At 40.7% G+C, this 23,555-nt stretch carries 25 protein-coding genes, 21 tRNA genes and 1 rRNA gene; 36 read left to right on the top strand and 11 right to left on the bottom strand.

Annotated features, from left to right (window positions below):
* Positions 1–41 precede the first annotated feature (41 nt).
* The 22 genes from rrf (at position 42) to AC625_RS20455 (ending at position 2,098) form a co-directional block, all read left to right on the top strand.
* Positions 42–157: ribosomal RNA gene (gene rrf, locus AC625_RS20560) — 5S ribosomal RNA — on the top strand.
* Between the two features lie 12 nt (positions 158–169).
* A tRNA-Val gene (locus tag AC625_RS20555) sits at positions 170–245 on the top strand.
* A gap of 11 nt (positions 246–256) precedes the next feature.
* Positions 257–332, top strand: a tRNA-Thr gene (locus AC625_RS20550).
* A 29-nt stretch (positions 333–361) separates the two neighbouring features.
* Positions 362–437: transfer RNA gene (locus AC625_RS20545), tRNA-Lys, on the top strand.
* Positions 438–443: 6 nt separating this feature from the next.
* Positions 444–525, top strand: a tRNA-Leu gene (locus AC625_RS20540).
* Between the two features lie 11 nt (positions 526–536).
* Positions 537–611 (top strand) — tRNA-Gly (locus AC625_RS20535).
* A 12-nt stretch (positions 612–623) separates the two neighbouring features.
* Positions 624–712: transfer RNA gene (locus AC625_RS20530), tRNA-Leu, on the top strand.
* A gap of 14 nt (positions 713–726) precedes the next feature.
* Positions 727–803: transfer RNA gene (locus tag AC625_RS20525), tRNA-Arg, on the top strand.
* A 6-nt stretch (positions 804–809) separates the two neighbouring features.
* Positions 810–886: transfer RNA gene (locus AC625_RS20520), tRNA-Pro, on the top strand.
* Between the two features lie 23 nt (positions 887–909).
* Positions 910–985: transfer RNA gene (locus tag AC625_RS20515), tRNA-Ala, on the top strand.
* Between the two features lie 23 nt (positions 986–1,008).
* Positions 1,009–1,085, top strand: a tRNA-Met gene (locus AC625_RS20510).
* An 8-nt stretch (positions 1,086–1,093) separates the two neighbouring features.
* Positions 1,094–1,170 (top strand) — tRNA-Ile (locus AC625_RS20505).
* Positions 1,171–1,184: 14 nt separating this feature from the next.
* Positions 1,185–1,277: transfer RNA gene (locus tag AC625_RS20500), tRNA-Ser, on the top strand.
* Positions 1,278–1,307: 30 nt separating this feature from the next.
* A tRNA-Met gene (locus AC625_RS20495) sits at positions 1,308–1,381 on the top strand.
* 3 nt (positions 1,382–1,384) lie between these two features.
* Positions 1,385–1,461, top strand: a tRNA-Asp gene (locus AC625_RS20490).
* 42 nt (positions 1,462–1,503) lie between these two features.
* Positions 1,504–1,576, top strand: a tRNA-Phe gene (locus tag AC625_RS20485).
* Positions 1,577–1,601: 25 nt separating this feature from the next.
* A tRNA-His gene (locus tag AC625_RS20480) sits at positions 1,602–1,677 on the top strand.
* Positions 1,678–1,682: 5 nt separating this feature from the next.
* Positions 1,683–1,756: transfer RNA gene (locus AC625_RS20475), tRNA-Gly, on the top strand.
* Positions 1,757–1,762: 6 nt separating this feature from the next.
* Positions 1,763–1,839: transfer RNA gene (locus AC625_RS20470), tRNA-Ile, on the top strand.
* A gap of 17 nt (positions 1,840–1,856) precedes the next feature.
* Positions 1,857–1,931 (top strand) — tRNA-Asn (locus tag AC625_RS20465).
* Position 1,932: 1 nt separating this feature from the next.
* Positions 1,933–2,023: transfer RNA gene (locus AC625_RS20460), tRNA-Ser, on the top strand.
* A 3-nt stretch (positions 2,024–2,026) separates the two neighbouring features.
* Positions 2,027–2,098: transfer RNA gene (locus AC625_RS20455), tRNA-Glu, on the top strand.
* A gap of 136 nt (positions 2,099–2,234) precedes the next feature.
* On the opposite strand, the gene AC625_RS20450 is transcribed toward AC625_RS20455, so the two are convergent.
* Together AC625_RS20450 and AC625_RS20445 are read right to left on the bottom strand one after the other, a co-directional pair.
* On the bottom strand, positions 2,235–2,426 hold the full coding sequence (locus AC625_RS20450; RefSeq protein ID WP_049682975.1) for a hypothetical protein: 192 nt from the start codon (positions 2,424–2,426) through the stop codon (positions 2,235–2,237).
* A 225-nt stretch (positions 2,427–2,651) separates the two neighbouring features.
* On the bottom strand, positions 2,652–3,581 hold the full coding sequence (locus tag AC625_RS20445) for a 1,4-dihydroxy-2-naphthoate polyprenyltransferase (protein ID WP_049682974.1): 930 nt from the start codon (positions 3,579–3,581) through the stop codon (positions 2,652–2,654).
* 274 nt (positions 3,582–3,855) lie between these two features.
* On the opposite strand from AC625_RS20445, the gene AC625_RS20440 reads away from it, so the two are divergent.
* The 8 genes from AC625_RS20440 to AC625_RS20410 all read left to right on the top strand — a co-directional run bounded on the left by AC625_RS20440 (position 3,856) and on the right by AC625_RS20410 (position 13,232).
* The gene (locus tag AC625_RS20440; protein ID WP_049682973.1) at positions 3,856–5,265 is read left to right on the top strand and encodes an isochorismate synthase; all 1,410 of its coding nucleotides are present in this window, start codon (positions 3,856–3,858) and stop codon (positions 5,263–5,265) included.
* Positions 5,258–7,006, top strand: coding sequence for a 2-succinyl-5-enolpyruvyl-6-hydroxy-3-cyclohexene-1-carboxylic-acid synthase (menD, locus tag AC625_RS20435; protein WP_049682972.1), 1,749 nt, complete (start codon positions 5,258–5,260; stop codon positions 7,004–7,006). The genes AC625_RS20440 and menD overlap by 8 nt, the downstream gene beginning before the upstream one ends.
* Positions 7,003–7,809: a 2-succinyl-6-hydroxy-2,4-cyclohexadiene-1-carboxylate synthase gene (gene menH / locus AC625_RS20430; protein WP_049682971.1), complete on the top strand. Its 807-nt coding sequence runs from the start codon at positions 7,003–7,005 to the stop codon at positions 7,807–7,809. Before menD ends, menH begins: the two co-directional genes overlap by 4 nt.
* A gap of 13 nt (positions 7,810–7,822) precedes the next feature.
* Complete coding sequence (menB, locus tag AC625_RS20425) at positions 7,823–8,641, top strand: 1,4-dihydroxy-2-naphthoyl-CoA synthase (RefSeq protein ID WP_049682970.1); 819 nt, start codon at positions 7,823–7,825, stop codon at positions 8,639–8,641.
* 289 nt (positions 8,642–8,930) lie between these two features.
* Positions 8,931–10,418: an o-succinylbenzoate--CoA ligase gene (locus tag AC625_RS20420; protein WP_049682969.1), complete on the top strand. Its 1,488-nt coding sequence runs from the start codon at positions 8,931–8,933 to the stop codon at positions 10,416–10,418.
* 3 nt (positions 10,419–10,421) lie between these two features.
* Positions 10,422–11,531, top strand: coding sequence for an o-succinylbenzoate synthase (menC, locus tag AC625_RS20415; RefSeq protein WP_049682968.1), 1,110 nt, complete (start codon positions 10,422–10,424; stop codon positions 11,529–11,531).
* A 151-nt stretch (positions 11,532–11,682) separates the two neighbouring features.
* Positions 11,683–11,823, top strand: coding sequence for a hypothetical protein (locus tag AC625_RS26990; RefSeq protein WP_156187597.1), 141 nt, complete (start codon positions 11,683–11,685; stop codon positions 11,821–11,823).
* 386 nt (positions 11,824–12,209) lie between these two features.
* Positions 12,210–13,232 carry an IS1595 family transposase gene (locus tag AC625_RS20410; protein ID WP_049682967.1) on the top strand — a complete coding sequence of 341 codons (1,023 nt, stop codon included), beginning with the start codon at positions 12,210–12,212 and terminating at the stop codon, positions 13,230–13,232.
* Between the two features lie 102 nt (positions 13,233–13,334).
* Here AC625_RS20410 and AC625_RS26985 read toward each other — a convergent pair whose 3' ends face one another.
* The 3 genes from AC625_RS26985 to yidD all read right to left on the bottom strand — a co-directional run bounded on the left by AC625_RS26985 (position 13,335) and on the right by yidD (position 15,162).
* On the bottom strand, positions 13,335–13,505 hold the full coding sequence (locus AC625_RS26985; RefSeq protein WP_156187596.1) for a hypothetical protein: 171 nt from the start codon (positions 13,503–13,505) through the stop codon (positions 13,335–13,337).
* A gap of 299 nt (positions 13,506–13,804) precedes the next feature.
* Positions 13,805–14,788: a metal ABC transporter solute-binding protein, Zn/Mn family gene (locus AC625_RS20405; RefSeq protein WP_049682966.1), complete on the bottom strand. Its 984-nt coding sequence runs from the start codon at positions 14,786–14,788 to the stop codon at positions 13,805–13,807.
* Between the two features lie 137 nt (positions 14,789–14,925).
* Positions 14,926–15,162, bottom strand: a complete 237-nt coding sequence (yidD, locus tag AC625_RS26140; RefSeq protein WP_082191187.1) for a membrane protein insertion efficiency factor YidD — start codon at positions 15,160–15,162, stop codon at positions 14,926–14,928.
* A 163-nt stretch (positions 15,163–15,325) separates the two neighbouring features.
* Here yidD and AC625_RS20400 point away from each other — a divergent pair, with 163 nt between their 5' ends.
* Entirely contained in the window at positions 15,326–15,799 is a 474-nt protein-coding gene (locus tag AC625_RS20400) for an S-ribosylhomocysteine lyase (protein WP_049682965.1), read from the top strand.
* A gap of 167 nt (positions 15,800–15,966) precedes the next feature.
* Here the strand turns inward: AC625_RS20400 and ytzI are convergent, their stop codons facing one another.
* Positions 15,967–16,125 carry a YtzI protein gene (ytzI, locus tag AC625_RS26135; RefSeq protein WP_082191186.1) on the bottom strand — a complete coding sequence of 53 codons (159 nt, stop codon included), beginning with the start codon at positions 16,123–16,125 and terminating at the stop codon, positions 15,967–15,969.
* Between the two features lie 133 nt (positions 16,126–16,258).
* Between ytzI and AC625_RS20395 the strand changes: the two genes are divergently transcribed.
* Positions 16,259–16,744 (top strand): Dps family protein, encoded by a 486-nt coding sequence (locus tag AC625_RS20395; protein ID WP_049682964.1) that lies wholly within the window; start codon positions 16,259–16,261, stop codon positions 16,742–16,744.
* A 119-nt stretch (positions 16,745–16,863) separates the two neighbouring features.
* Here AC625_RS20395 and AC625_RS20390 read toward each other — a convergent pair whose 3' ends face one another.
* On the bottom strand, positions 16,864–17,121 hold the full coding sequence (locus AC625_RS20390; RefSeq protein ID WP_049682963.1) for a DUF6154 family protein: 258 nt from the start codon (positions 17,119–17,121) through the stop codon (positions 16,864–16,866).
* Between the two features lie 164 nt (positions 17,122–17,285).
* On the opposite strand from AC625_RS20390, the gene AC625_RS20385 reads away from it, so the two are divergent.
* Positions 17,286–17,630, top strand: a complete 345-nt coding sequence (locus AC625_RS20385; RefSeq protein ID WP_049682962.1) for a hypothetical protein — start codon at positions 17,286–17,288, stop codon at positions 17,628–17,630.
* Positions 17,631–17,859: 229 nt separating this feature from the next.
* On the opposite strand, the gene AC625_RS20380 is transcribed toward AC625_RS20385, so the two are convergent.
* The gene (locus AC625_RS20380) at positions 17,860–18,729 is read right to left on the bottom strand and encodes a DUF6612 family protein (RefSeq protein WP_049682961.1); all 870 of its coding nucleotides are present in this window, start codon (positions 18,727–18,729) and stop codon (positions 17,860–17,862) included.
* A gap of 290 nt (positions 18,730–19,019) precedes the next feature.
* On the opposite strand from AC625_RS20380, the gene ytkD reads away from it, so the two are divergent.
* Positions 19,020–19,502 carry an RNA deprotection pyrophosphohydrolase gene (gene ytkD / locus AC625_RS20375; RefSeq protein ID WP_049682960.1) on the top strand — a complete coding sequence of 161 codons (483 nt, stop codon included), beginning with the start codon at positions 19,020–19,022 and terminating at the stop codon, positions 19,500–19,502.
* A gap of 73 nt (positions 19,503–19,575) precedes the next feature.
* Here the strand turns inward: ytkD and AC625_RS20370 are convergent, their stop codons facing one another.
* The 3 genes from AC625_RS20370 to AC625_RS20360 are packed head-to-tail and all read right to left on the bottom strand — an operon-like array spanning position 19,576 to position 22,131.
* Complete coding sequence (locus AC625_RS20370) at positions 19,576–20,373, bottom strand: ABC transporter permease (protein ID WP_245645053.1); 798 nt, start codon at positions 20,371–20,373, stop codon at positions 19,576–19,578.
* Positions 20,351–21,133 carry an ABC transporter ATP-binding protein gene (locus tag AC625_RS20365; protein WP_049682958.1) on the bottom strand — a complete coding sequence of 261 codons (783 nt, stop codon included), beginning with the start codon at positions 21,131–21,133 and terminating at the stop codon, positions 20,351–20,353. The genes AC625_RS20370 and AC625_RS20365 overlap by 23 nt, the downstream gene beginning before the upstream one ends.
* 2 nt (positions 21,134–21,135) lie before the next feature.
* The gene (locus AC625_RS20360; RefSeq protein WP_049682957.1) at positions 21,136–22,131 is read right to left on the bottom strand and encodes an ABC transporter substrate-binding protein; all 996 of its coding nucleotides are present in this window, start codon (positions 22,129–22,131) and stop codon (positions 21,136–21,138) included.
* A 186-nt stretch (positions 22,132–22,317) separates the two neighbouring features.
* On the opposite strand from AC625_RS20360, the gene AC625_RS20355 reads away from it, so the two are divergent.
* Positions 22,318–23,127 carry an alpha/beta hydrolase family protein gene (locus AC625_RS20355; RefSeq protein WP_049682956.1) on the top strand — a complete coding sequence of 270 codons (810 nt, stop codon included), beginning with the start codon at positions 22,318–22,320 and terminating at the stop codon, positions 23,125–23,127.
* A 23-nt stretch (positions 23,128–23,150) separates the two neighbouring features.
* Positions 23,151–23,393 carry a DUF2584 domain-containing protein gene (locus AC625_RS20350; protein ID WP_049682955.1) on the top strand — a complete coding sequence of 81 codons (243 nt, stop codon included), beginning with the start codon at positions 23,151–23,153 and terminating at the stop codon, positions 23,391–23,393.
* The last annotated feature ends 162 nt before the right edge of the window (positions 23,394–23,555 follow it).

Below are 23,555 nucleotides of genomic sequence, written 5' to 3'. Positions count from 1 at the left end.
TTCTTATTATCTAGTTTTGAAGGAATGATATTCCTTTATTGTTTGGTGGCGATAGCAAAGAGGTCACACCCGTTCCCATTCCGAACACGGAAGTTAAGCTCTTTAGCGCCGATGGTAGTTGGGGGTTTCCCCCTGTGAGAGTAGGACGCCGCCAAGCATTATTCATAATGGAGGATTAGCTCAGCTGGGAGAGCATCTGCCTTACAAGCAGAGGGTCGGCGGTTCGATCCCGTCATCCTCCACCATTACCTATAGTGCCGGTGTAGCTCAACTGGTAGAGCAACTGACTTGTAATCAGTAGGTTGGGGGTTCAAGTCCTCTTGCCGGCACCAGTTTCATTTACAGATTATTTGAGTAGGACGAGCCATTAGCTCAGTTGGTAGAGCATCTGACTTTTAATCAGAGGGTCGCAGGTTCGAATCCTGCATGGCTCACCATTTATCGCGGGTGTGGCGGAATTGGCAGACGCACCAGACTTAGGATCTGGCGCCGCGAGGCGTGGGGGTTCAAGTCCCTTCACCCGCATTATTTATTACGCGGAAGTAGTTCAGTGGTAGAATACAACCTTGCCAAGGTTGGGGTCGCGGGTTCGAACCCCGTCTTCCGCTCCACTTTTCGTATGTGCCGGGGTGGCGGAACTGGCAGACGCACAGGACTTAAAATCCTGCGGTAGGTGACTACCGTACCGGTTCGATTCCGGTCCTCGGCACCATTTTACATCTATACGCGCCCGTAGCTCAATTGGATAGAGCGTCTGACTACGGATCAGAAGGTTATGGGTTCGACTCCTTTCGGGCGCGCCATATAGACGGGAAGTAGCTCAGCTTGGTAGAGCACTTGGTTTGGGACCAAGGGGTCGCAGGTTCGAATCCTGTCTTCCCGACCATGAATACCTAAATACCTATTAATGGGGCCTTAGCTCAGCTGGGAGAGCGCCTGCCTTGCACGCAGGAGGTCAGCGGTTCGATCCCGCTAGGCTCCACCATTTATTCAAACTTATATTATTTTGGCGGTGTAGCTCAGCTGGCTAGAGCATTCGGTTCATACCCGAAAGGTCGTGGGTTCGACTCCCTCCGCCGCTACCAAAATATAAGGACCTTTAGCTCAGCTGGTTAGAGCAGACGGCTCATAACCGTCCGGTCGTAGGTTCGAGTCCTACAAGGTCCACCATGTATAATGCTATTGGAGGTATACCCAAGTTTGGCTGAAGGGATCGGTCTTGAAAACCGACAGGGGAGTCAAATCCCGCGGGGGTTCGAATCCCTCTACCTCCTCCATTTTTTTAAAAATTTTATCATTCTTATTATCGCGGGGTGGAGCAGTCTGGTAGCTCGTCGGGCTCATAACCCGAAGGTCGCAGGTTCAAATCCTGTCCCCGCAATCTGGTCCGGTAGTTCAGTTGGTTAGAATGCCTGCCTGTCACGCAGGAGGTCGCGGGTTCGAGTCCCGTCCGGACCGCCATTTTTATTCAATAGTTAAATTTGCTTTTGACATGAATTGATTGGCTCAGTAGCTCAGTCGGTAGAGCAAAGGACTGAAAATCCTTGTGTCGGCGGTTCGATTCCGTCCTGAGCCACCTTTATTACTCAATATATTTTATGGCGGTTGTGGCGAAGTGGTTAACGCACCTGATTGTGGTTCAGGCATTCGTGGGTTCGATTCCCATCAGTCGCCCCATTTACGCGGGTGTAGTTTAGTGGTAAAACCTCAGCCTTCCAAGCTGATGATGAGAGTTCGATTCTCTTCACCCGCTCCAAAGAATGGGCCTATAGCTCAGCTGGTTAGAGCGCACGCCTGATAAGCGTGAGGTCGATGGTTCGAGTCCATTTAGGCCCACCATAATCCTATATTTTTGTTCCGCAGTAGCTCAGTGGTAGAGCATTCGGCTGTTAACCGAACGGTCGTAGGTTCGAGTCCTACCTGCGGAGCCATGGGGAAGTACTCAAGAGGCTGAAGAGGCGCCCCTGCTAAGGGTGTAGGTCGGGTAACCGGCGCGAGGGTTCAAATCCCTCCTTCTCCGCCATTTGGCCCCTTGGTCAAGCGGTTAAGACACCGCCCTTTCACGGCGGTAACACGGGTTCGAATCCCGTAGGGGTCATATAGAAAAGGTGCATACATTTACGTATGCACTTTTTTTATTTGGTCTTTTTCTAGGATTCTATTAGAACATTAGTTAAGTACTTCAGTCAGATCTTCTGTAGAGGGTATCTATATATGTTTTAAGATTTTCCTCGTCATTGCTTTTTATTAGGGTAAACATTATTTCTTATATAAGCTTCGTATTCCTCTGTAAAGCCACCTGTTTCATCTTCATTATCATAAAGGCTAATATAGCTCTCGTGATTGCCATTGTAGTCGGAAGGCATCTCTGAGATTCTAAAACGGGCAACAAACTCAAAGTTATCTTCCTTGTTATTTGATTTCATCTCCAAGGTGACGCTTTTCGAAATGGTTTCCTAGGTTGGGACAAGTACATTTTCTTCTACAGGTCGTTTAATAGGGATGTTTATATGCCAGACACTGTTCACTACCTGAATATATATTGGTAGAAATGTAGAGGGGGGAAGGGAAAGAGGATGTTGATAGAAACTTCTTTTACTTTTTGGTAGTTAGAACTAAAAAACCTCTGACTGAGTCAGAGGTTTTTTTCATTAAACAAAATAGCTAATTAATAATCCTATAGATAGAAGTAAACCGAAAATGGTGTTTGTCTGGGCGGTTGCTTTCATGGCGGGCATCATTTCAATCGGAATTGTTTTTCCTACAAAGCCTTTTGTTGCTTTTGTCGCCTTAGGGATGCTGAATAGAGTTAGCAGAATCCAAGGTGTTATGATTCCTAGCATAACAATTACAATAACCCATAGGTAGGCAATAGCAAACATGATAACCATGAAGCGCACTCCTTTTTCACGCCCTAGTAAAATTGGAAGCGTGCGTCGCCCGTTCGCTTTGTCACCATCATGGTCACGCAGGTTATTAGACATATTAATTAAGCCAACTAGAATAAGACTAGGGATTGCTACGATTGCAACTATACCTGAAACATCACCGGTTTGGATGAAATAAGCAATGAGTATAATGACGTAGCCCATGAAAAATCCCGAAAAGAGTTCGCCAAATGGTGTAGATGAAATAGGGATGGGTCCACCTGTATACAAGTAACCGGTAAGCATGCAGATTAAACCAACTGCAGCAAGCCACCAAGAAGACACAGCACAGATATATACGCCAAGCAAAAGGGCGATTGCATAAAAGCTGAGTGCCAAATTCATGATCAACTTTGGCGTCATTCCATGGCGAACGATTCCGCCACCAATGCCAACTGATTCAGCGGTGTCCAGACCGCGTTTAAAGTCATAGTATTCATTAAATAAATTAGTAGCTGCTTGAATTAATAGGCTGGCAATTAGCATTGCTGCAAATAGGATCCAGTTTACTTCCTCTGCTATTAAAGCGAGCAAAGTACCAATTAGTACAGGTACAAACGCTGCTGTCAACGTATGTGGACGAATCAGCTCCCACCAAATCTTCCAGCTGCGTTTTTCTTGTTGGGATGGAACGGAATTAGATTGTATAGACATTTCTCTTCTCCTCTAAAGTTAGCTTGCAAATGTGATCATAATTCAAATATTGGTACAGAATAAGTGTAGGAAAACTAATTAAGTGTGTCAATGTCTATTTGTGATTTTCTTAACAATAACGTTTGTTTGTTTTTAGAAGAGAATATATTAATAGGAAAAAAGTTGTCATAAAACGATGAATAAAGACCGCAATAATTGACATTGAGTCGAAATGAGGTGTATCTTTAAATAGGTTTGTATGCTTTTAAAATGTTGACATTAAGGGGGATTTTTTTTGGCTATCTCACATGAAACTGAATGGTTTTATGGACTTCAGCAAGCTGTGCAAAAAGCGAAACAGCAAAAGCAAAAAGTCTTGTTCAGTGTAGTAAGGGAAATCGATGATTTAGACCCCCTTTCATTTTATCATGCTGGAAGAGAACGGTATGCAGGTGAACGCTTTTACTGGCAAGATCCTGAAAAAGAACTGACCATTGCTGGTTTAGGTATAGTGGAAAAAATCCAAGTGAAGGCAGACGCTAAAAGAGTGAGGAATATTGAAGCGAACTGGACTGAACTTCAGAAAAATGCCGTTAAAGTAGGTGTTTCTGGAGTAGTAGGTACAGGTCCGTTAGTGTTTGGTGGATATTCTTTTGATTATAATAAAACGGATTCCCTGCTTTGGGATCAATTTGGTGATAGTTTGTTTTATATTCCTGCCTTCATGCTATCCATTGTGAAGGGACAAGCATATTTAACGACCAACATTGTTTGCACATCGGAAGATGAAGCAAATCTCTTCATAGATCTGATAAATGAACGGGAAAATGATATTAGAAATCGTTTGACGAATGTGGCTGTAAGCGTAAATGAGTATGTGGAACAAATCGAGGATAATCCTGAAGGTTGGAAGAAGATTGTTGCAGAAGCCGTTTTACATATGAAACATTCGGAATTGGACAAAGTTGTTTTAGCAAGAGAATTACGAATTGTGTTTAAGGAGCGAATTGAAACAGTTGCTGTTCTTCGGCGGCTCCAAAAGGAACAAGCAGGAAGCTTTATTTTTTGTTTAGAATCGGCAGGAGATTGTTTTATTGGGGCAACCCCTGAGCGTCTCGTAAAAAAACACGGAAATGAATTATTCTCTGCGTGTCTTGCTGGCTCAATTGCTCGCGGGAAAGATGCAAAAAAAGATAGGAAGTTGGAACATGAGCTGTTACATGATCAAAAAAACCTATTGGAACATCAATATGTCGTTTCAATGATTAAGGATGCACTAAGTTTGGTTTGTAAAAAGCTTGATGTACCTAAAGATCCGACTGTTATGAAAAATAGGCATATTCAGCATTTGTATACACCAGTTAGTGGAGAATGCGATGCGAATGTGTCTATTTTCGACGTAATAGGCAAGCTTCATCCAACACCTGCAATGGGGGGACTTCCGACAGAACAAGCAGTTGCATGGATTCGTGAAAACGAAGAACTGGAGCGTGGCTTTTATGCATCCCCTATTGGCTGGTCTGATTCTTATGGAAATGGCGAGTTTGCAGTAGGCATACGTTCAGCGCTCATTCAAGGCAATGAAGCTTCCTTGTTTGCTGGTTGTGGAGTGCTGGAAGATTCTACACCTGAAAGTGAATACGAAGAAACTGGAATAAAATTCAATCCGATGCTAAGTGCTTTAGGAGGGAACCTTCATGAATGACCGTGATGCATTAACGGTGTATGCGACGGCTTTTGTCGATGAATTAGCTCAAAATCAAATAAAGGACGTAGTAATTAGTCCAGGTTCGCGGTCCACGCCATTGGCCTTGCTTTTGGCGGAGCATCCTGAGATAAAGATTCATATTAATGTAGATGAGCGTTCTGCTGCCTTTTTTGCATTAGGGCTTGCAAAAGCAATGAAAAAGCCAGTAGCGATGCTTTGTACATCAGGAACAGCAACCGCTAATTATTATCCCGCAATAGTAGAAGCGTTCTACTCTCGGATTCCTCTGATTGTCCTAACGGCAGATAGACCGCATGAATTGCGGGATATCGGTGCACCGCAGACGATCAACCAAATTGGGCTGTATGGCAATCACGTGAAATGGTTTGTTGAGATGGCGCTACCAGAGAGCAGTATGAGTATGGTACGTTATGCGAGAACGGTTTGTGCAAGAGCTGTAGCGACTGCAGCTAATGAGCCCGCTGGTCCGGTTCATTTAAATTTCCCTCTGCGAGAACCGCTTCTTCCGAATTTGGCAGAAGCGAAAAAGTACCGTCAGGAGAAGAAACAAGCTGCTGTAGCGATTGAACCTGGTATATTAACATTATCGATGAACCAATTGGATGCAATTGCACAAGAAATTGGGCAAGCTAAACGAGGGCTGATTATTTGCGGAGACATGAAGAATGATGACATAAAAGGGGCCGTGACGGAGCTTGGCGAAAAATTAGGATTTCCCATTCTTGCAGATCCACTTTCACAGTTGCGAAGCGGTCAACATTCGTTTGCAAATGTGATAGACTGTTATGATACATTTTTGCGTGATGAACAAGTGATGGATGCTTTTTATCCTGATGTCATCCTTCGCTTTGGAGCCATGCCTGTGTCGAAGCCTTTGTTGCTATGGTTAAAAAAACAGCAAGTCGAGAACTTTGTCATTGATGGTGGAGCAGGTTTTCGGGACCCAAGCGGTCTTGCCACGCGTATGGTGTACAGTGAAGAAGAACGCTTTTGCCAAGATATTGTCGAACGGCTGCCTGAAAACCGTGACCAAGGCTGGTTACAACGCTGGGTTAGGGTTAATGAAGCGACAAAACATGCGCTCTCAAGCATTCGCAATGAAGAAGAGCTAGATGAAGGGAAACTATTTTACAAATTGAATGAGCTCATGCCAGAGCATTCTCACTTATTTGTCGGAAACAGTATGCCTATTCGAGATTTAGATACGTTTTTCTTTGTAAATGGTAAGAATGTAGAAATCTATGCAAACCGGGGTGCAAACGGAATTGATGGCATCGTTTCGACTGCTCTTGGTGTGAGTACGGTTAAAGAAAAGACGGTACTTGTGATCGGTGATTTAAGCTTTTTCCACGATATGAATGGTTTGCTTGCCGGAAAGCTTCAAGGCCAAAATTTGACCATTTTGGTGATTAATAATGATGGAGGCGGGATATTCTCATTCTTATCGCAAGCTTCAGAAAAAGAATATTTCGAAGTGCTATTCGGTACTCCGCATGGACTTGATTTTTCATATACAGCTCAACTTTATAACACAACATATCAAAAGGTTCAGAATTGGGATGAATTTAGCGAGGTCTTTACAACATCATTTTCAATACCTGGATTAAAAATCATTGAGATTCCGACAAATCGCGAGTCGAATGTTCTAAAACATCGTAATTTGTGGAGTTTTGTTTCCCGGGAAATAGCATCAGCTTTAAACGAGGAAATACAGTGAAACTTGTCTGTCGAAGTGTCGAGTACCATATAGACATTATAGGACAGGGTGAACCTTTGCTCCTTTTACATGGGTTTACAGGCAGCCTTGAAACATGGAGATTTCTTGAGCCTATGCAAAAGAAGTATCAGCTGATTATGGTGGATATCATTGGCCATGGTTCTACAGAATCTCCTCATAATGCCGAGCGATATACTATGCTGGAAGCAGCGAAGGATCTTCGGGAAATCTTAGAAAAACTTTCGATTCAAAAAACTCATGTGCTTGGCTATTCAATGGGCGGAAGGCTTGCGCTAAGTTTCGCTTGTTTATTTCCTGAATATGTTCAGTCACTGATTCTTGAAAGTGCTTCTCCAGGTTTGAAGACAGAGACTGCCAGACAAGAGCGTAGGATCCAAGATGCAAAGTTAGCTGATAAAATCATCGAAAAAGGCATTTTGACTTTTGTCGATGACTGGGAGAACATATCCCTTTTCGATACACAGAAGAAAATGCCTCAGGAGAAACAACAGATTATTAGAAAAGAGCGGCTTGCGAACACGGAACTGGGGCTTGCTAACAGTTTACTTGGAATGGGGACGGGGGCTCAGCCTTCCTGGTGGAATCAGCTTGAAAACTTATCTATGCCAATCCTTCTTCTCACAGGTGAGTTGGATAAAAAATTCTGTGACATAGCAAAAACGATGCAACGACTCATGAAAGAGTGCGCATGGCAGATAATAAATGATGTTGGTCATGCAATTCATGTGGAAGATGAAGAGAAGTTTGGTAAGATAGTAAGTGAGTTTTTATCAAAACAATAAAGGAGGATATAACATGACAATTCAGTGGGAAACAATTCGTGAATATAAAGAAATTTTATTCCAAAAATATAATGGGATTGCTAAAGTATCAATTAACCGACCACATGTACATAATGCATTTACGCCGAAAACAGTGTCTGAAATGATCGATGCATTCGCAAGAGCACGTGATGACTCTAGCATTGGTGTCATTATTTTAACAGGTGAGGGCGGCAAAGCTTTCTGTTCAGGCGGTGACCAAAAAGTACGTGGGCATGGTGGGTATGTCGGCGACGATGATATTCCACGTTTGAATGTATTAGATCTACAGCGCTTAATTCGTACGATTCCGAAACCTGTTGTTGCCATGGTAGCGGGTTATGCGATTGGTGGAGGGCATGTACTACACATCGTGTGTGACTTAACGATTGCTGCTGACAATGCGGTATTCGGACAAACAGGACCAACTGTAGGAAGCTTTGACGCGGGATACGGGTCTGGCTACTTAGCACGGATTGTTGGACATAAGAAAGCGCGTGAAATCTGGTACCTATGCCGTCAATACGGTGCACAGGAAGCATTGGACATGGGCTTGGTCAATACAGTTGTTCCTTTAGATCAATTGGAAGCTGAAACGGTACAATGGTGTGAGGAAATGCTTGAAAAGAGTCCGACGGCTCTTCGTTTCTTAAAAGCTGCATTTAATGCGGACACAGACGGCCTTGCAGGACTTCAGCAATTTGCCGGAGACGCTACGCTTCTGTATTACACAACAGACGAAGCAAAAGAAGGTCGCGATGCTTTCAAAGAAAAACGTAAACCTGACTTCGGTCAATTCCCGCGTTTTCCTTAATAAGAATAGACAAAGCAGCTTGGCGAGTTTCTCGTCGAGCTGTTTTTATATAGAAAACCTAAAATGGCGTTAAAATGCCACCAGTTACTATGAAGGATAGATCATTAAGAATACTACACTCGCCTAATTACAATGGTAGCGGTGCAGAGCCGGAATTTTGGATGCTTTCTCGATAAAATGAGTATACCTGTTAAGTAGACTGACTATAGTAGTAAGTCGCGAAGCCCCGTCCCCGTGTCCTTCATACAAAAGCGGAGCTAAACCTTGATTACAGAAAGAAGGGATTGCCATGAATACAACCGAAAGACTACCCAATTGGCTGAAGAAACGAGCTATGCTGTCGCCACATCGACCAGCTGTTGAATTTGAAGGAAAGGTTCTTACTTTTCGCGATCTTGATTTGCAAGCGGAACAGATGGCAGCAAAGCTTGCTACTCAAAATCTAAAGCGGGGAGATTCTTGTGCTGTATTAATCCGGAATCACAAGGATAGTGTCATAATCATTCATGCTCTTTTTTATCTTGGTGTGAAGATTGTTATGCTCAATACCCGTTTAACTGCGGCTGAACTCATTTGGCAGCTGTGTGATAGTGAAGCAAAACTGCTTTTGTCTGAACAAACCTTCTTTGAAAAAATAAATGAGATTCAATCTTCCATGCAAGAGTTGCCCATTATTGAAAAAGAGGCGTTGGCTTCTATTAGTGGAGTAGAAGGCGTACCTATTTTAGAAGAATTTGATTTGAGTGATACTGCGACCATTATGTATACATCGGGGACAACTGGGAATCCGAAGGGTGTCATCCAAACCTTTGGAAATCATTGGTGGAGTGCAATAGGCTCTGTTTTGAACCTTGGACTGACTGAGCAGGATAGCTGGTACTGCGCGGTTCCCATTTTTCATATTAGCGGGCTTTCCATCTTCATGCGAAACGTCATTTATGGAATGAAGGTTGTGCTCGTTGAGAAATTTAATGAAGCAGAGGCCAATCAAATGATTATCGAAAATGGCGTGACAATCATTTCGGTTGTAACGGCTATGTTAAACAGGATGCTTACTAATCTTGGAGGAAAACGCTATCCTGACAGTTTCCGTTGTATGCTACTTGGAGGTGGTCCGGCACCTAAGCATATGCTTTTAGAATGCAAGGAAAAAGGGATTCCGGTTTATCAGACATATGGCATGACGGAAACAAGTTCGCAAATTGTCACCCTTTCACCTGAGGATAGTTTGCAGAAAATCGGTTCAGCTGGGAAAGCATTGTTTCCATCGCAATTGCGAATTGAAAAGGATGGAATGGAAGCAGAGCCGAATCAACCTGGTGAAATTGTTGTAAAAGGACCGAATGTAACAGAAGGTTATTTGAATCGAAAAGAAGCGACGGGCGAAACAATCAAGAATGGTTGGCTGTATACAGGTGATATTGGTTATGTGGATGAAGAGGGCTTTCTGTTTGTCATGGATCGTCGGTCTGATTTAATCATTTCCGGCGGTGAAAACGTATACCCTGCTGAAATTGAAGCAGTAGTAGGTAGTCATCCAAGCGTGTTTGAAGTAGGTGTCACGGGATTGTCTGATGAAGCATGGGGCCAGATTGCCGTTGCCTTTGTTGTCGGTAAACCAGGACATGTATTGACTGAGCAGGAGATTATTGAACATTGTCTAACGCGTTTAGCATCCTATAAAGTACCAAAAAGAATCATTTTTTACGAAGAACTGCCGCGGAACGCTTCGAATAAACTGTTGAGAAGAGAATTAAGAAAGCGATTGGAGGACTAGTTTATGAAAATTTCCTCGATTTCTCTCTCTCTTATTTCTGCTCCTTTAAAGCTACCATTCATGACTCATTTAGAGACGGTGACAAAACGGGAAGCGATTGTGATTGAAGTACGAGATAGCGATGGAAGAATCGGCTATGGTGAAGCGGTTCCGTTTTCAAGCCCGTGGTATACGGAAGAAACGATTAAGACATGTCTGCATATATTAGAGGATTTTTTAATTCCACTTGTGTTGCGCCATTCGATTCACCACCCTAAAGAACTTGAGTCTTTATGGGCTAGTATTCGAAGAAATTCAATGGCGAAATCTGGTCTTGGACAAGCCGTTTGGGACTTATATGCAAAGCAGCAGGAAATGTACCTCGGCCAATTATTCGGAGGGATAAGGAAAACTGTTGCGGCAGGAGTTGTCATTGCAGCCGATGATGTGAAGAAGGCTCTTAAGCAGATTGAAGAATTTGCTACAATCGGTTATCAGCGCTATAAAATAAAGATTCAACGATCTACAGACGTTGAAGTTTTATCGGAAATCCGGCATCATTATCCGGATATTCCGCTTATGGCAGATGCGAATTCTTCGTACTCCCTTGGAGATATTGAGCATTTGAAAAGGCTAGATGAATTCAATTTGCAAATGATCGAACAACCACTCGGGCATGATGATTTAATGGAACACGCGATTTTACAAAAAGAAATTGAAACGCCCATTTGCCTTGATGAAAGCATCTGCTCGTTTCATGATGCTAAACAAGCCTTACTGCTTGGAAGCGGTAAAGTGATTAGTATTAAGATGTCACGCGTTGGTGGATGGATAGAGGCTGTCAACATTCATAATCTGTGTGTAGAAAAAGAAATTCCGGTTTGGTGCGGTGGAATGATTGAATTTGGCATTTCGAAAGCTCATAATATTGCGCTTGCCTCGCTTAATGGATTTACGATTCCAGGTGATGTATCGTCTTCTTCACGTTACTGGGAGTATGATATTGTTGATCCAGAAATCATTGTTGAGGATGGGTTTATAACGGTTCCAGATGGTGTGGGAATTGGTTTTGAAGTGAATGAACAGAACTTGAGAGCTATGACGGTTCATCAGCAATTATATAAATCGGAATAGTAATATTGGACAAGAAGTGAGATACAATTTCACTTCTTGAGTTGGTTTTTTTGAAGATTTAGTAAAATAGGCGGCTGACTGTTTTTTCCATAGACTTTTTTCGCTATAATGGAGGTAATAAGCATCCAGAATCTGTATGGGAGATGATCTGATGACAAAGCCTTATCTAATTGCGGATATTTTACTAAGACGTGGCCTGCCAGAGAATGTTGTTAAAGAGATCACAAGACTTGCGGAAAATGAAATTGTTTGGTTAAAGAAAAAATGGAGTTTGGATGAAGTGGAACGCTAACTGGTGCTAACAACCATACAAGATCAATCTAACGTTAAAACACCACCAGATACTGTGAAGGATAGATCATGAAGCACGCTACACTCACCTCATTACAATGATGGCGGTGCGGAGCCTAAATTTCGGATTTAATCTCGATAAAATAAGTATACCTGTTAAGTTGATTGGCTATATGAGTGAGTCGTGAAGACCCGTCCCCATGTCCTTCATACAAAACAAAGGCAAGCTCTGCATATGGGGTTGCCTTTTTAACATTGGTTCAAAGGGAGGAAATCAAGGTAAGGGTTTATAAAAATAAGGCTATGTTAAAGTTATTGGTTGATTTTGAATAAAACGTCCTCTTTTGTAGTATCCTGACTGTATACATTACAAAAGGGGCAATTCAAATGACTTTAACGAACATAATAGCTAATATTTCTTCTTTAAATGATAAAGACAAAGAATACATTTTAGATTATCTAACTCGCCATTTCTCGCCTTCATCCTCACAACAAGGAGCTTTAATCGGTGAATTGAGGGAGAGAAAGTTTTCTCATGGTTTTCATTGTCGGCATTGTGGAAGTACATCAGTGGTTCGTTACGGGAAGCGAGATGGTCGCCAACGTTATAAGTGCAAAGATTGTCATAAATTAAGCAGTGATTTGACTAATTCCCCTATGTATCGTTCGAAAAAGGCAGACAAATGGATTCCATTTATTGAGTGTATGTTGAATGGTCTATCACTTCGTGAAACAGCTTCACAAATTGGCATTACTCACGTAACCGCTTTTTACTGGAGGCATAAAGTGCTGTCTGCTCTCACAAAAGAAAGCATCGGTATATTTGAAGGACTCGTAGAAGTAGATGAAACATACTTCTTAGAAAGCCATAAAGGACGTAGAGTTATTCCGAATCGCAAACCAAGAAAACGTGGCGGTTCTGCTTCCAAAAGAGGTATTTCCAATGAACAAGTCTGTGTATTAGTAGCTAGAGACCGAAACAAAACAACCCTTTCAAAACGGGTAGGTTCAGGTAGGATTCTAATGGAACAAATTGATAACACCCTTACATCGCATTTTAAGAATGATACGGTGCTTATTTCCGATGCTCACAATTCTTACAAATCTTACACATCTACTAACGATGTGGAGCACATCATCATAAACGGAAGTAAGAAAGAATATGTAAAGAAAGGCATCTACCACCTCAATAATATTAATAGTTACCATTCCCGTTTAAAGAAATGGATAAGTCGTTTTAATGGTGTTTCTACGAAGTATTTACAACTTTATTTAGTTTGGTTTCAATTCCTAGACAATAGAAAAATGGAAAGCGATTTGAGTAAGAAAAAGCAAATGCTTATCTTGGCAAGTGTTCATGGAACATGGGAAACCGCAGACAAGTTAAGGCTGAGAGACTATGCATTCTAAATAAAAAGTGCACATAAAAATGAGCAAGGAAAATGTATCTCCAAGCCCATTGCATTTTAATGTCCACTTTTTACTAAAGTACCCGTTAATTGAGCACTTTATCTATACTTTTTCAGACTTATCCTTTAGAAATAATCCGATTAACGTAACTACAAATCCACCAGTTACAATAAAGAACTCTTTATCACCACGCAATATTCCACCATATTCTTGTATCCAGAAACCTAAAATCATTATTGCAATGCCAAGTAACATTATTTTAGTAGAACGCATTATTCTCCCTCTTTTCTTATTGAACTAACCTGCGGCGTTAGTTTAAGTGTAAACCTTCACAAACTTGTTCTCATTTTAACATAAATATCCAGTTAAAGTGGATTTACTTTAAACAGATGTAGGGTATGTGTCACCATACCATTTCACTATAAATCAACCTTTACCTTTAACATAGCCAAAAATAAAAAGGATGCCCCAATGGTCTAACCTCGCACTCATCATACAGTGTATCGTGTCACTTACACTTCTTTTAAACTGTATGTAGTAGTTATGAGGAAAGAACGGACATCCTTTTCCATTTAGTTTAAAGCTGTTTTTAACGTTTCAAGGTTTTTATCCATTATGCTGAAATAATCTTCTTTGTTGCTGATATCATTGTCAGTGAGTACAGATAAATTATGGAGCTGCAATGATTTTGCTCCAAGTTCATCTTGGATAATTTTTGTTAGCTTGGATGAGATGTTTTGTTCATAAATGATGTATTGAATTCCATTGTCTTTTGCAGTTTTCACGATGTTTTCCAGTTGTTTTTGTGAAGGTTCACTTGCTGAAATGCCAGATACGCTGATTTGTTCAAGACCGTAACGCTTTTCCCAATAGCCGTAGGCTGCATGTGATACGATAAGTTTCTTTGTTTTTGCTGTAGAGATCGTTTCAGAAAATTGACTATCTAAATTTGTTAATTTTGTTGATAATGCTTCATATTGTTTTTGGAAGTAATCTGCTTTGGCAGGCATTTTTTCAGAAAGCTCATCTTTAATAATTTCAGCCATTTGTGCAGCATAGACAGGATCAATCCAAAGATGTGGATCTACGCCACCATGATCATGCTCATGTTCCTCAGTAGCAGCTTCACCGTCGTGCTCATGCTCATGACTATGTTCTTCAGTAGTAGCTTCATCATCATGCGCTATTTCGACTTTTTCACCTACTGCGACAACTTTTGTGCCTTCATCTTCAAGAATCGATTTCGACTTATTGACAAAGCCTTCTAAGTTATGTCCAATGTAGAAAAAGAGATCAGATTGTGCCATTCCAATGATATCCTTTTGAGATGGTTCAAAGCTATGTTCGTCTGTTCCTGGTGGATAGACCGTTTTTACGTCTACAAAATCGCCACCAATTTTTTTAGTAAAATCCTCTAGGGCATAGACAGTTGTGTAAACCATTAACTTTTCTTTGCCATCATCTGTTTGTGCCTCTTGCTTAGTAGTCGCTGAACTACAGCCAGCCAAAAAGGTGGCAAATATAAATAAGATTGCGATACTTAGCTGTTTTTTCATTTTTCTTTCTCCCCACTATCAGTTTTTGTTCATTAAACGAAACCATTACGGTTTAATAAAAATGGATATAAACGAAATCATTACGATTTGACTTATGTATCGTACCTTAATTAAGCTAAAAGTGCAAGAAAAAAATTTTAAGGTCGATGTTTGCAAGGTTTATCAGGAACTGGGTCAATGCCGCCTGGGTGAAATGGATGGCATTTAGAGATTCTTCTTATGGTAAGCCAGCTACCTTTAATGGGGCCGAACCGTTTAATTGCTTCTAATCCGTAATGTGAGCATGTAGGATAGAAGCGGCAGGTAGGTGGTTTTAAAGGAGAAATAATCTTTTGGTAAAATTGGATTCCGAAAATTAATATTTTTTTTAACATAAGAATCAGCCTTCATTCTATAGAATATATATTGGTAACAATATATCATATTTTCATTCAAAAAGATGCTGGAAATCATTTTCCTTCTAATTCAGTTTAAATAGATGAAATAAATCGGGATTAGATGTAGTATATACATATAAATGGGAAGAGGAGTGATACAATGCCTTCAGTAGAGAGCTTTGAATTAGATCATAATGCCGTGAAAGCACCTTATGTACGTCACTGTGGGGTACATAAAGTAGGGACAGATGGAGTAGTCAATAAATTTGACATTCGTTTTTGCCAGCCCAATAAACAGGCAATGAAGCCGGATGTGATTCATACGTTAGAGCATTTGCTTGCCTTCAATCTTCGTGAGCATTCAGAGAAATATGATCACTTCGATATTATCGATATTTCGCCAATGGGTTGCCAGACTGGGTACTACCTAGTCGTAAGCGGAGACCCGACTGTTACTGAGATCATTGATGTACTTGAAGACACAATGAAGGATGCTGTACAAATTACAGAAATTCCTGCAGCAAATGAAAAACAATGCGGTCAAGCGAAACTTCATGACCTAGAAGGCGCGAAGAAATTAATGAATTTCTGGTTATCACAAAGTAAAGAGGATCTTCATAAAGTTTTTGGTTAAAAGACATCCATGAGCATCTGATCTAAAACTAAAACGATGAAAAGAAGAAAAGAAGAAAAGAAGAAAAGGGTATCTCATAAGGGTCAGACCTCGCACTATACAGTATGTGTTTATACTGCATTTAGTTGTTGCGGGTTCTGACCCTATGCTTTTGAGACGCTCTTTTCTTATTGCTTGTCATTTGAAGTTTTGTTTGCTTTATTCTCATCGGGATCTGGTGATGGATCAATTGTATGTTTATAATCGTATCCTTTATTAATGGTAAAAACAGATAGCGCTAAGATTACAAGGACAATAATAATGCTAATAATTATAATCGTTTTCACCTGTATACTCCTTTACAAGTATTTTACTTTTATTATACAGGAAAATCCTACATTAAACCTTGGCTCATTAGGAAAAAATACATGTTTTAACTTAAGTAGAGAGGGAATTATAGTTAATAGGAGGGTGATAACGATGGCAAAAAATAATATTGTTGAATATAAACAAGGTGAAAACCGTAAAGTGGACCAATTGGTCGAACTGGTAAATCAAGAAATCGCAAACTTAAGTGTGTTATATACAAAATTGCATAATTATCACTGGTACGTAGACGGTCCACATTTCTTCTCTCTGCATGTGAAATTGGAAGAATTATACGACGAAGTTACAGCACATATGGACGAGCTTGCGGAAAGATTACTTGCAATAGGTGCAAAGCCTGTAGCGACGCTTAAGGAACAACTTGATATAGCAACGATTAAAGAAGCGACCGGAAAAGAAAAAACAGAAACGATGATACAAACAACGATTAGTGATTTTGAGCAATTGTCACAAGAATATTCGAAAGCCATTAAATTGGCAGAAGAAAACATGGACCAAGTGACAGGTGACATGTTTGTGGGCATCCAAAAAAGCTTAGATAAACATACATGGATGCTACGAGCGTATTTGAAGAAATAATAAATTTTTTTGGAGTCCCGCCTCATAAAGGTTGGGGCTTTTTTCGGTCTCTTAAGAAAGAGCGAATATGTAAAAGCCTCCACAGTTCGTATGAAGGCTTAGGTTATGTAAGAACGTAATCAATGAAAATTACGAGGGTTGTAGTGGGAAAGCTTTGGGTTATTCATGCTATCATGTGCAAATTTTCCTTTAAGTGATTCAATAATGTAAATACCAAGGAGGTTATTAATTTCCTGATCGTCCATTTCTTCAAGTAAGTTGAATATCTCTTTCCGATCAAGTTGTTCAAGGACGGCAAAAGTTAGCATATCAATATCTTCTTCATCCCCAGACAATTTATCACGGTATAGGTTGTACAAATCCTCGATGAGTTTCATCTTTTCACCTCTTTATCAGTTATTAAATCGTATTTATTATATGTTACACCTAAAGAAAGATACTTACTCAATTATTTTACACGTGAATTGTATTTAATGGAAGCTTAAATGAAGTATGAAGCATGGTGGGGTAAGAGAAAATAATAATAGTAGGGGGGATTGCATTGGCCGAGAATCGGAAGACTTATTATGTTTGGTTGCCGAATGGACAAATCTTTCAGGATAGTGAAAGTTCACCTTGGAATTATAAAATTGAAGCAAATGATGATGAAATCAAACAGCTTCGTGAATATTTTGATCAAAATTATTCAACAGATATTGGGAACTTTTACCGTGCACACATCCCATTTCTAGAGTATCATCATGATCCAGGAAATGATGCATATGATAAGACGCTTCACCAGGTGTACGAATTGATTTATAAGCTTGGAAATGCCGAGGCTAGAAATCATATTGAAAATATGGAGATATTATCGTCGATGCCTAGAGAAACAGGGGAGGATTATTAGATATTCTAGTTAAAATTCCAATCAAGGAATTTGCATTCGAGGCAGGGGGCTATAGCCAAAATTTAGCCTTCGTTACCCAAATGTTGATCCAAAAATAAGAATCAATCCAATTGCAAAACAGGTGAGATTTTTATAAGACAAGGGCCAGACCACGCTACAACAACAAGCAGTTACATCGATGCTGTTTATTGAGTGCGAGGTCTGACCCTCTTTTAGAAATCCTATCAAATTAGTGCGGTAGTTCAATTTCTTGTGCGGATTTAATCACTTCTTCTGGGATCGTAATTTCATTCACGCCGTTATAATTACTGAAGGTTGCATTCGTTTTTTGCTCAAGTGTCACTTCTTCACTGCCTTCAACAGTTTTGAATGATATATCAACGGTCATTGCGGTTGGGTAGAAGGTTTTTTTGTCAATCGTGTATGAGTACTTTAATCCGCTAACGTCAACACTTTGTAAATCAAAGCCTGCGCTTTGGCCGAAGCTTTGCGCAAGCTGTTCTTGCATAAACGCATTGAATTTTTCAGCGGAAGCATTTAATGTTAAAATATAAGAAGAATTGTCTTGTTCAAATGTGAAGTCTTCGATAAATTCTTGCATTTTTTTTAACTCGGTAGCAGGATCGCCTTGTTGTTCTGTTGCTTTAAGAAGTTCTGTGGACATTTCGTCAGGAAGTTTCATCCATGCTCCTTGTGCTGGTTCATACATAAAGAATCCTTGTTTGGTGAAATAACTCTCTGTTTTTATTGCATCTTCACCAGGTATATTCATGGTCATGACTTGATAGAGAGAGAGTGGGTCTTGGATTAGATCCATGTCAATGGTTGAAGTCATAGCTGTTGGTTCTGAATTACTACTCGAAGTAATGGTTTGTTCATTTTCCATTTTTAGAGTTAAGCTCTTTAGATCTTTACTTGCTGTAATAGTTTTTTCAAAAACTTTCTCAAGAGTAAGGGATTCTTCTTTTTGCACAGGTTTTTCAGTTTTTATTTTGGCTTCGGAATTTCCATTTTCCGAAACCTGTGTAGCTTTTTGGCCACAGGCACTTAAGAGTAATACTAGTGCGAAGAGGGGCAAAGCTAATGATTTTAGCTTCATTACATCGACTCCTTTATAACTATGATAGAAGTTGTTCAAAAAATCCGGTGAAAATTGCTATTGAATTTCTTTATTGTTCTGTCTCTCCGGTCTCCACGTATTACTCTATACGCTCCGGGTTCTCAAGGCTGTCGCTCCTCGAACTTCATGGCTCTTTTTTATCCTTCTTTTTGAACACATACATACACATACATAATATAATAAAAAAGGGAAAAATTGTTGATTTGACATTTTTTTTATTTAAATAAACCTTTCAGCCTAAATATTTAGGTAGAAAATAGGGAGAAAGTATGAAAACATTTTTTGATAATAATGGACATCAAGTTGACTTTTCAAGTAAAGATGAATTTGGTGATGCTTGGCATGTGCTTGTTTTAACGTGTTGGAATGGGCGATGGGTTGTAACACGACATAAGGTGAGGGGACTTGAATTTCCAGGTGGGAAGCGGGAAAAAGGAGAAACGATTGAGGAGGCAGCAGTGCGTGAGGTGTACGAGGAGACAGGTGGGAAGGTAGACAAATTGCTTTATCTTGGACAATATCGCGTGCACGCGGTAAGCGGCCCTTTCATTAAATCGATTTACTTTGCGGAACTTACTGAGCTAGTTAGAAAGGACGATTATCTGGAAACGGAAGGACCGGTATTATTGGATAAACTTCCAGATCATCTAAAAACGGACTCTCGTTATAGCTTTATTATGCGAGATGAGGTTATTCCGTTAAGTATAGATCGACTAAGACAGATTCTACCAGATTGTAAATCATATCAATAAGGCTAAGGGTCAGATGCCGCAACTACTATTACTAGGAGTGCGTGGTCAGACCCTTTTATATCGCCTTATCATTTCAGCGGTCATTCTTAATAAGAGCTTTTTCAAGTAATTCAACAAGCTGGTACATAACTGTGGCACAGACAGCAATTATCATGAGCGACAATAGGACAAGATTAAAATTGAATACTTGGAAGCCATAGGTAATCAAATAGCCAAGTCCTTTGGAAGAAACAAGGAATTCACCGACGATAACGCCAACCCAGGAAAGACCAACATTTACTTTCAAGGTCGAGATGATGGTTGGAAAGGATGCGGGTAGTACAGCTTCTTTAAACGTTTGAAAGCGGTTGGCGCCAAATGTTTGGAGCACTAATAGATAGTTCGGATCAACACCTTTAAATGCGGTGTAGACGACAATGGTCGTAATAATGACTGAAATAATCGCTCCCATTGTAATGATAGAAGTGAATCCTGGCCCGAGTGCTACGATTAAGATAGGCCCAAGAGCGACTTTTGGCATCGCATTCAAGATGACAAGATAGGGATCAAGAACTCTTGAAAGAAATGGCGACCACCAAAGAATCGCGGCAAGCAATGTCCCAAGCAAGGTACCGATGATAAATCCAAGTACTGTTTCTGCTAGGGTTATGCTTAAATGGTTAACCAATGTGCCATCACTAATTTTTGTAAGAAATAGGCTCCAAATCTTTGACGGTGAGCTGAAAATGAGTTGATCAATCCATTTGAATCTTGAAGCGATCTCCCATCCTGAAAAAAAAGCAATGAAGATGAGGAGTTGATAAAACCGAACCAAGCGTTTCTCTTTGACGAGTGCTGCTTTGTATTGGTTATGCAGTGTATGAATGTTCAAGGCTCTCAAGCTCCTTCCATATCGTTTGAAATAGGGAGGAGTAACTTGGATGGTTACGGGCTTGAAAAGGAGTTAACAATCTAAGTTCATTAGGTACTTCAAATACTTTGTGAATTCTGCCAGGATGGGCCGCAAACAAGTAAATACGGTCGCTCATGGCAATCGATTCGCCAATATCATGTGTAACAAGCACAGCTGTTTTACCATATGCCTTCAATGTTTCAGAAACGAGGTCTTCAAGCTTAAGCTTCGTTTGATAATCGAGCGCAGAGAATGGTTCGTCTAGCAACAGGATCTTTGGATCAACGGCGAGTGTTCTTGCTAGCGCTGCCCGCTGCCTCATTCCACCTGACAACTCCCTTGGATATTGATGTTCTACACCAGGTAAGCCAACATCTTGAAGGAGCTTCATCGCTGTTGATAGAGAAGCTTCTTTATCATGTTTCAATAACTTTAACCCGAGTGTTATGTTTTGCCCAATCGTTTTCCACGGAAATAAGTAATCTTGCTGTAGCATATAGCCTATTGAAAGCTCATCCCTTGAAAGCACGGGCTGCCCTTCCAGCAAAACAGTGCCAGCTGTTGGTGGAAACAGCCCCGCGATAATAGATAATAGGGTCGTTTTTCCACAGCCACTTGGCCCGAGAAAGGAGATGAACTCCCCTTTCTCGATGGATAAGTTAATATTTTGCAGTGCCGGTGTTGCTGTTTGCTTGGAAAAGTACGTATGATCAACGTGATTGATTGTTAGAAAATTCATGATTACTTCGATACCTTTTCTGCAAATGTTGTGTTCACTAAGTCTTCATAAGCTAATCTACTTGGTAGTTCACCTGCTGCATCCATAATGTTCTGCAAGTTATTCCATTCTTCTTCATCTAAAATAGGATCTGTTGCGAATGAGCCTTGTGCTTTATAGCGATCAACAACTGTGCTAATTAATGCAAGATCGGTGTCTTCAAAAAACGGTTGAATCGCTTCGGCTACTTCCGTGCTGTTATGTTCTTGTACCCAATCCTGTGCTTTTTTCACAGCACGCGTGAACTTCTCGACGGTTTCGCTATTATCTTTTATATAACTAGCTTTTGTCATGAATGTTGTGTAAGGAATATGCCCAGATTCTGTTCCAAATGAAGCGGCAATATGGCCTTTCCCTTCTTTTTCAAACAGGCTGGCAGTCGGTTCAAATAGCTGTACATAATCACCTGTACCTGAAGCAAAAGCTGTTGCAACGTTGGCAAAATCAATGTTTTGGATAAGAGTAAGATCGTTGTGAGGGTCGATACCGTGCTTTTTAAGTACAAACTCACCGGCCATTTGCGGCATGCCACCTTTACGCTGACCAAGGAAAGTCGACCCTTTTAGCATATCCCAAGAAAAGTCATCGATTTTTTCGCGAGACACGAGGAACGTTCCATCAGTTTGAGTGAGTTGCGCAAAATTTATGATTGGATCATTTGCGCCTTGTGCGTTCACGTAAATCGATGTTTCAGATCCAACAAGGGCAATATCCGCCCCGTCCGATAATAAAGCAGTCATCGTTTTATCGCCGCCAGCTGTCGTTTGTAAGTCAATGTTTAGTCCTTCATCTTTAAAAAAACCCTTTTCAATTGCTACATACTGAGGCGCATAGAAAATAGATCGAGTCACCTCTGCGACTCGTACTTTTGTCAAATCTTCTTTGCCACATGCAGCAAGAGCAAGGATTAAAAAACATGTCAATACAATCATGAATCCTGCTTTTACCCAATGTTTCATCTTTCATTCCTCCTCTATTTGTAGGTCATTCACCTAGAATAACGTATGCAGCAGTGAAAAATGTGTGAATGCCTATAAGAGAGAGAAAAAAGGATTGCGCCACTTCCAGCGTATAAGGCCTAAACCGGGATAAAATGTGGGAGTTGATTTACAATAAGGGAAACGAGTTTTATGGAAGGAGGATGTATGGTGGAAGATGGCACAATTGTAACGAAGCAGCGGTTTCCATCACCGCATCCAAATATTCGTCTGTTTATCGTAACGTATCTGTCACAAGGGTTGAGGGTGAAGGGACTTCTTGCTGAGCCAGATGACGATCAAATTTATGATGGTTTCTTATATTTACGAGGAGGCATTAAAAATGTCGGCAAAGTACGCCCGAGTCGTATTGTGCAATTTGCAGCAGAAGGCTTCATAGTGTTTGCCCCGTATTATCGGGGAAATCAAGGCGGAGAAGGGGATGAAGATTTTGGAGGGGAAGACCGTGCTGATGGGATTGCAGGCTTTACATTACTCGAACAGCATCAACGTGTAAATCCCGATAACATCCATATTTTCGGGTTTTCACGAGGGGGAATTATGGCCCTCTGGACGGCGATCCACTGTAAATCAGCAGCCTCCGTTGTCACATGGGGCGGAGTGTCTGATATGTTTCTAACCTATATGGAACGAGTAGATTTACGTCGCATGATGAAGCGTGTCATTGGTGGTACGCCTCAGAAAGTTCCAAACGAATATAAATACCGCACACCGTTGTTTGCAGTAGATGAACTTGAAGCACCAGTCCTGATTATTCATGGTGAAAAAGACAATAACGTATCGATTGAACACGCCTACAAGCTGGAGAAAATATTGAAGGAAAAAGACAAGCCTGTTTGGAGTTGGTATTTTGACGAATTTAGCCACTATTTCCCGCCAAACGTCAACCGAAAAGTCGTTTGTGATTTAACACAGTGGATGAAAAACCAAACGAGAAAGCAATGGGCTAAAACGTAAGTAAAGGAAGGGAGGTTTATGCTTTGGGAATGCCGCTGGAGCTAAACACGATGATCGTGACAAAAGGACGTGAAAGTAGAGAGGAAGAAAATCTTTTTCGCTTAACGAAAGACGGCTATCGCCTATACCCAATTGATATTCCAATTGAAGTTCGCAAAACGATTGAAAGTGAAACAAATGGAATGGCCGTTATTCAAAAAGTCTCTTGGTCGAACAACCAAACCGACATCACCTATCAGTTGGTGTCATTGAATTCAACAAATTAAACAAGCTGGCCTAAGAGTAACGGGTTCCGTTTAGAGGGACAAACAATATAATGAACAGTAGATGAAAAGGGTGAAATCGCGTTGATTTTACCCTTTTTCATCTACTGCAATGCTTGAGTCATATATAAATATCGAGTCTAGTAACATATGTATCATTTACGC

This window comes from Peribacillus loiseleuriae (genome assembly GCF_001183985.1).
In the GTDB taxonomy this organism is placed as follows: domain Bacteria; phylum Bacillota; class Bacilli; order Bacillales; family DSM-1321; genus Peribacillus; species Peribacillus loiseleuriae.
Note: the sequence above shows the minus strand (reverse complement) of the source record. Positions and strands in the feature narration are given on the sequence as shown.

Bases quoted from the DNA above. Each gene is read 5' to 3' on its own strand.
- AC625_RS20400 (WP_049682965.1), top strand. From the start codon at position 15,326: ATGCCTTCAGTAGAGAGCTTTGAATTAGATCATAATGCCGTGAAAGCA.
- AC625_RS20405 (WP_049682966.1), bottom strand. From the start codon at position 14,788: ATGAAAAAACAGCTAAGTATCGCAATCTTATTTATATTTGCCACCTTT.
- menC (WP_049682968.1), top strand. From the start codon at position 10,422: ATGAAAATTTCCTCGATTTCTCTCTCTCTTATTTCTGCTCCTTTAAAG.
- AC625_RS20395 (WP_049682964.1), top strand. From the start codon at position 16,259: ATGGCAAAAAATAATATTGTTGAATATAAACAAGGTGAAAACCGTAAA.
- AC625_RS20410 (WP_049682967.1), top strand. From the start codon at position 12,210: ATGACTTTAACGAACATAATAGCTAATATTTCTTCTTTAAATGATAAA.
- AC625_RS20355 (WP_049682956.1), top strand. From the start codon at position 22,318: ATGGTGGAAGATGGCACAATTGTAACGAAGCAGCGGTTTCCATCACCG.
- menD (WP_049682972.1), top strand. From the start codon at position 5,258: ATGAATGACCGTGATGCATTAACGGTGTATGCGACGGCTTTTGTCGAT.
- AC625_RS20390 (WP_049682963.1), bottom strand. From the start codon at position 17,121: ATGAAACTCATCGAGGATTTGTACAACCTATACCGTGATAAATTGTCT.
- AC625_RS20450 (WP_049682975.1), bottom strand. From the start codon at position 2,426: ATGAAATCAAATAACAAGGAAGATAACTTTGAGTTTGTTGCCCGTTTT.
- yidD (WP_082191187.1), bottom strand. From the start codon at position 15,162: ATGTTAAAAAAAATATTAATTTTCGGAATCCAATTTTACCAAAAGATT.
- menB (WP_049682970.1), top strand. From the start codon at position 7,823: ATGACAATTCAGTGGGAAACAATTCGTGAATATAAAGAAATTTTATTC.
- AC625_RS20445 (WP_049682974.1), bottom strand. From the start codon at position 3,581: ATGTCTATACAATCTAATTCCGTTCCATCCCAACAAGAAAAACGCAGC.
- AC625_RS20420 (WP_049682969.1), top strand. From the start codon at position 8,931: ATGAATACAACCGAAAGACTACCCAATTGGCTGAAGAAACGAGCTATG.
- AC625_RS26985 (WP_156187596.1), bottom strand. From the start codon at position 13,505: ATGCGTTCTACTAAAATAATGTTACTTGGCATTGCAATAATGATTTTA.
- AC625_RS20360 (WP_049682957.1), bottom strand. From the start codon at position 22,131: ATGAAACATTGGGTAAAAGCAGGATTCATGATTGTATTGACATGTTTT.
- AC625_RS26990 (WP_156187597.1), top strand. From the start codon at position 11,683: ATGACAAAGCCTTATCTAATTGCGGATATTTTACTAAGACGTGGCCTG.
- AC625_RS20380 (WP_049682961.1), bottom strand. From the start codon at position 18,729: ATGAAGCTAAAATCATTAGCTTTGCCCCTCTTCGCACTAGTATTACTC.
- AC625_RS20365 (WP_049682958.1), bottom strand. From the start codon at position 21,133: ATGAATTTTCTAACAATCAATCACGTTGATCATACGTACTTTTCCAAG.
- ytkD (WP_049682960.1), top strand. From the start codon at position 19,020: ATGAAAACATTTTTTGATAATAATGGACATCAAGTTGACTTTTCAAGT.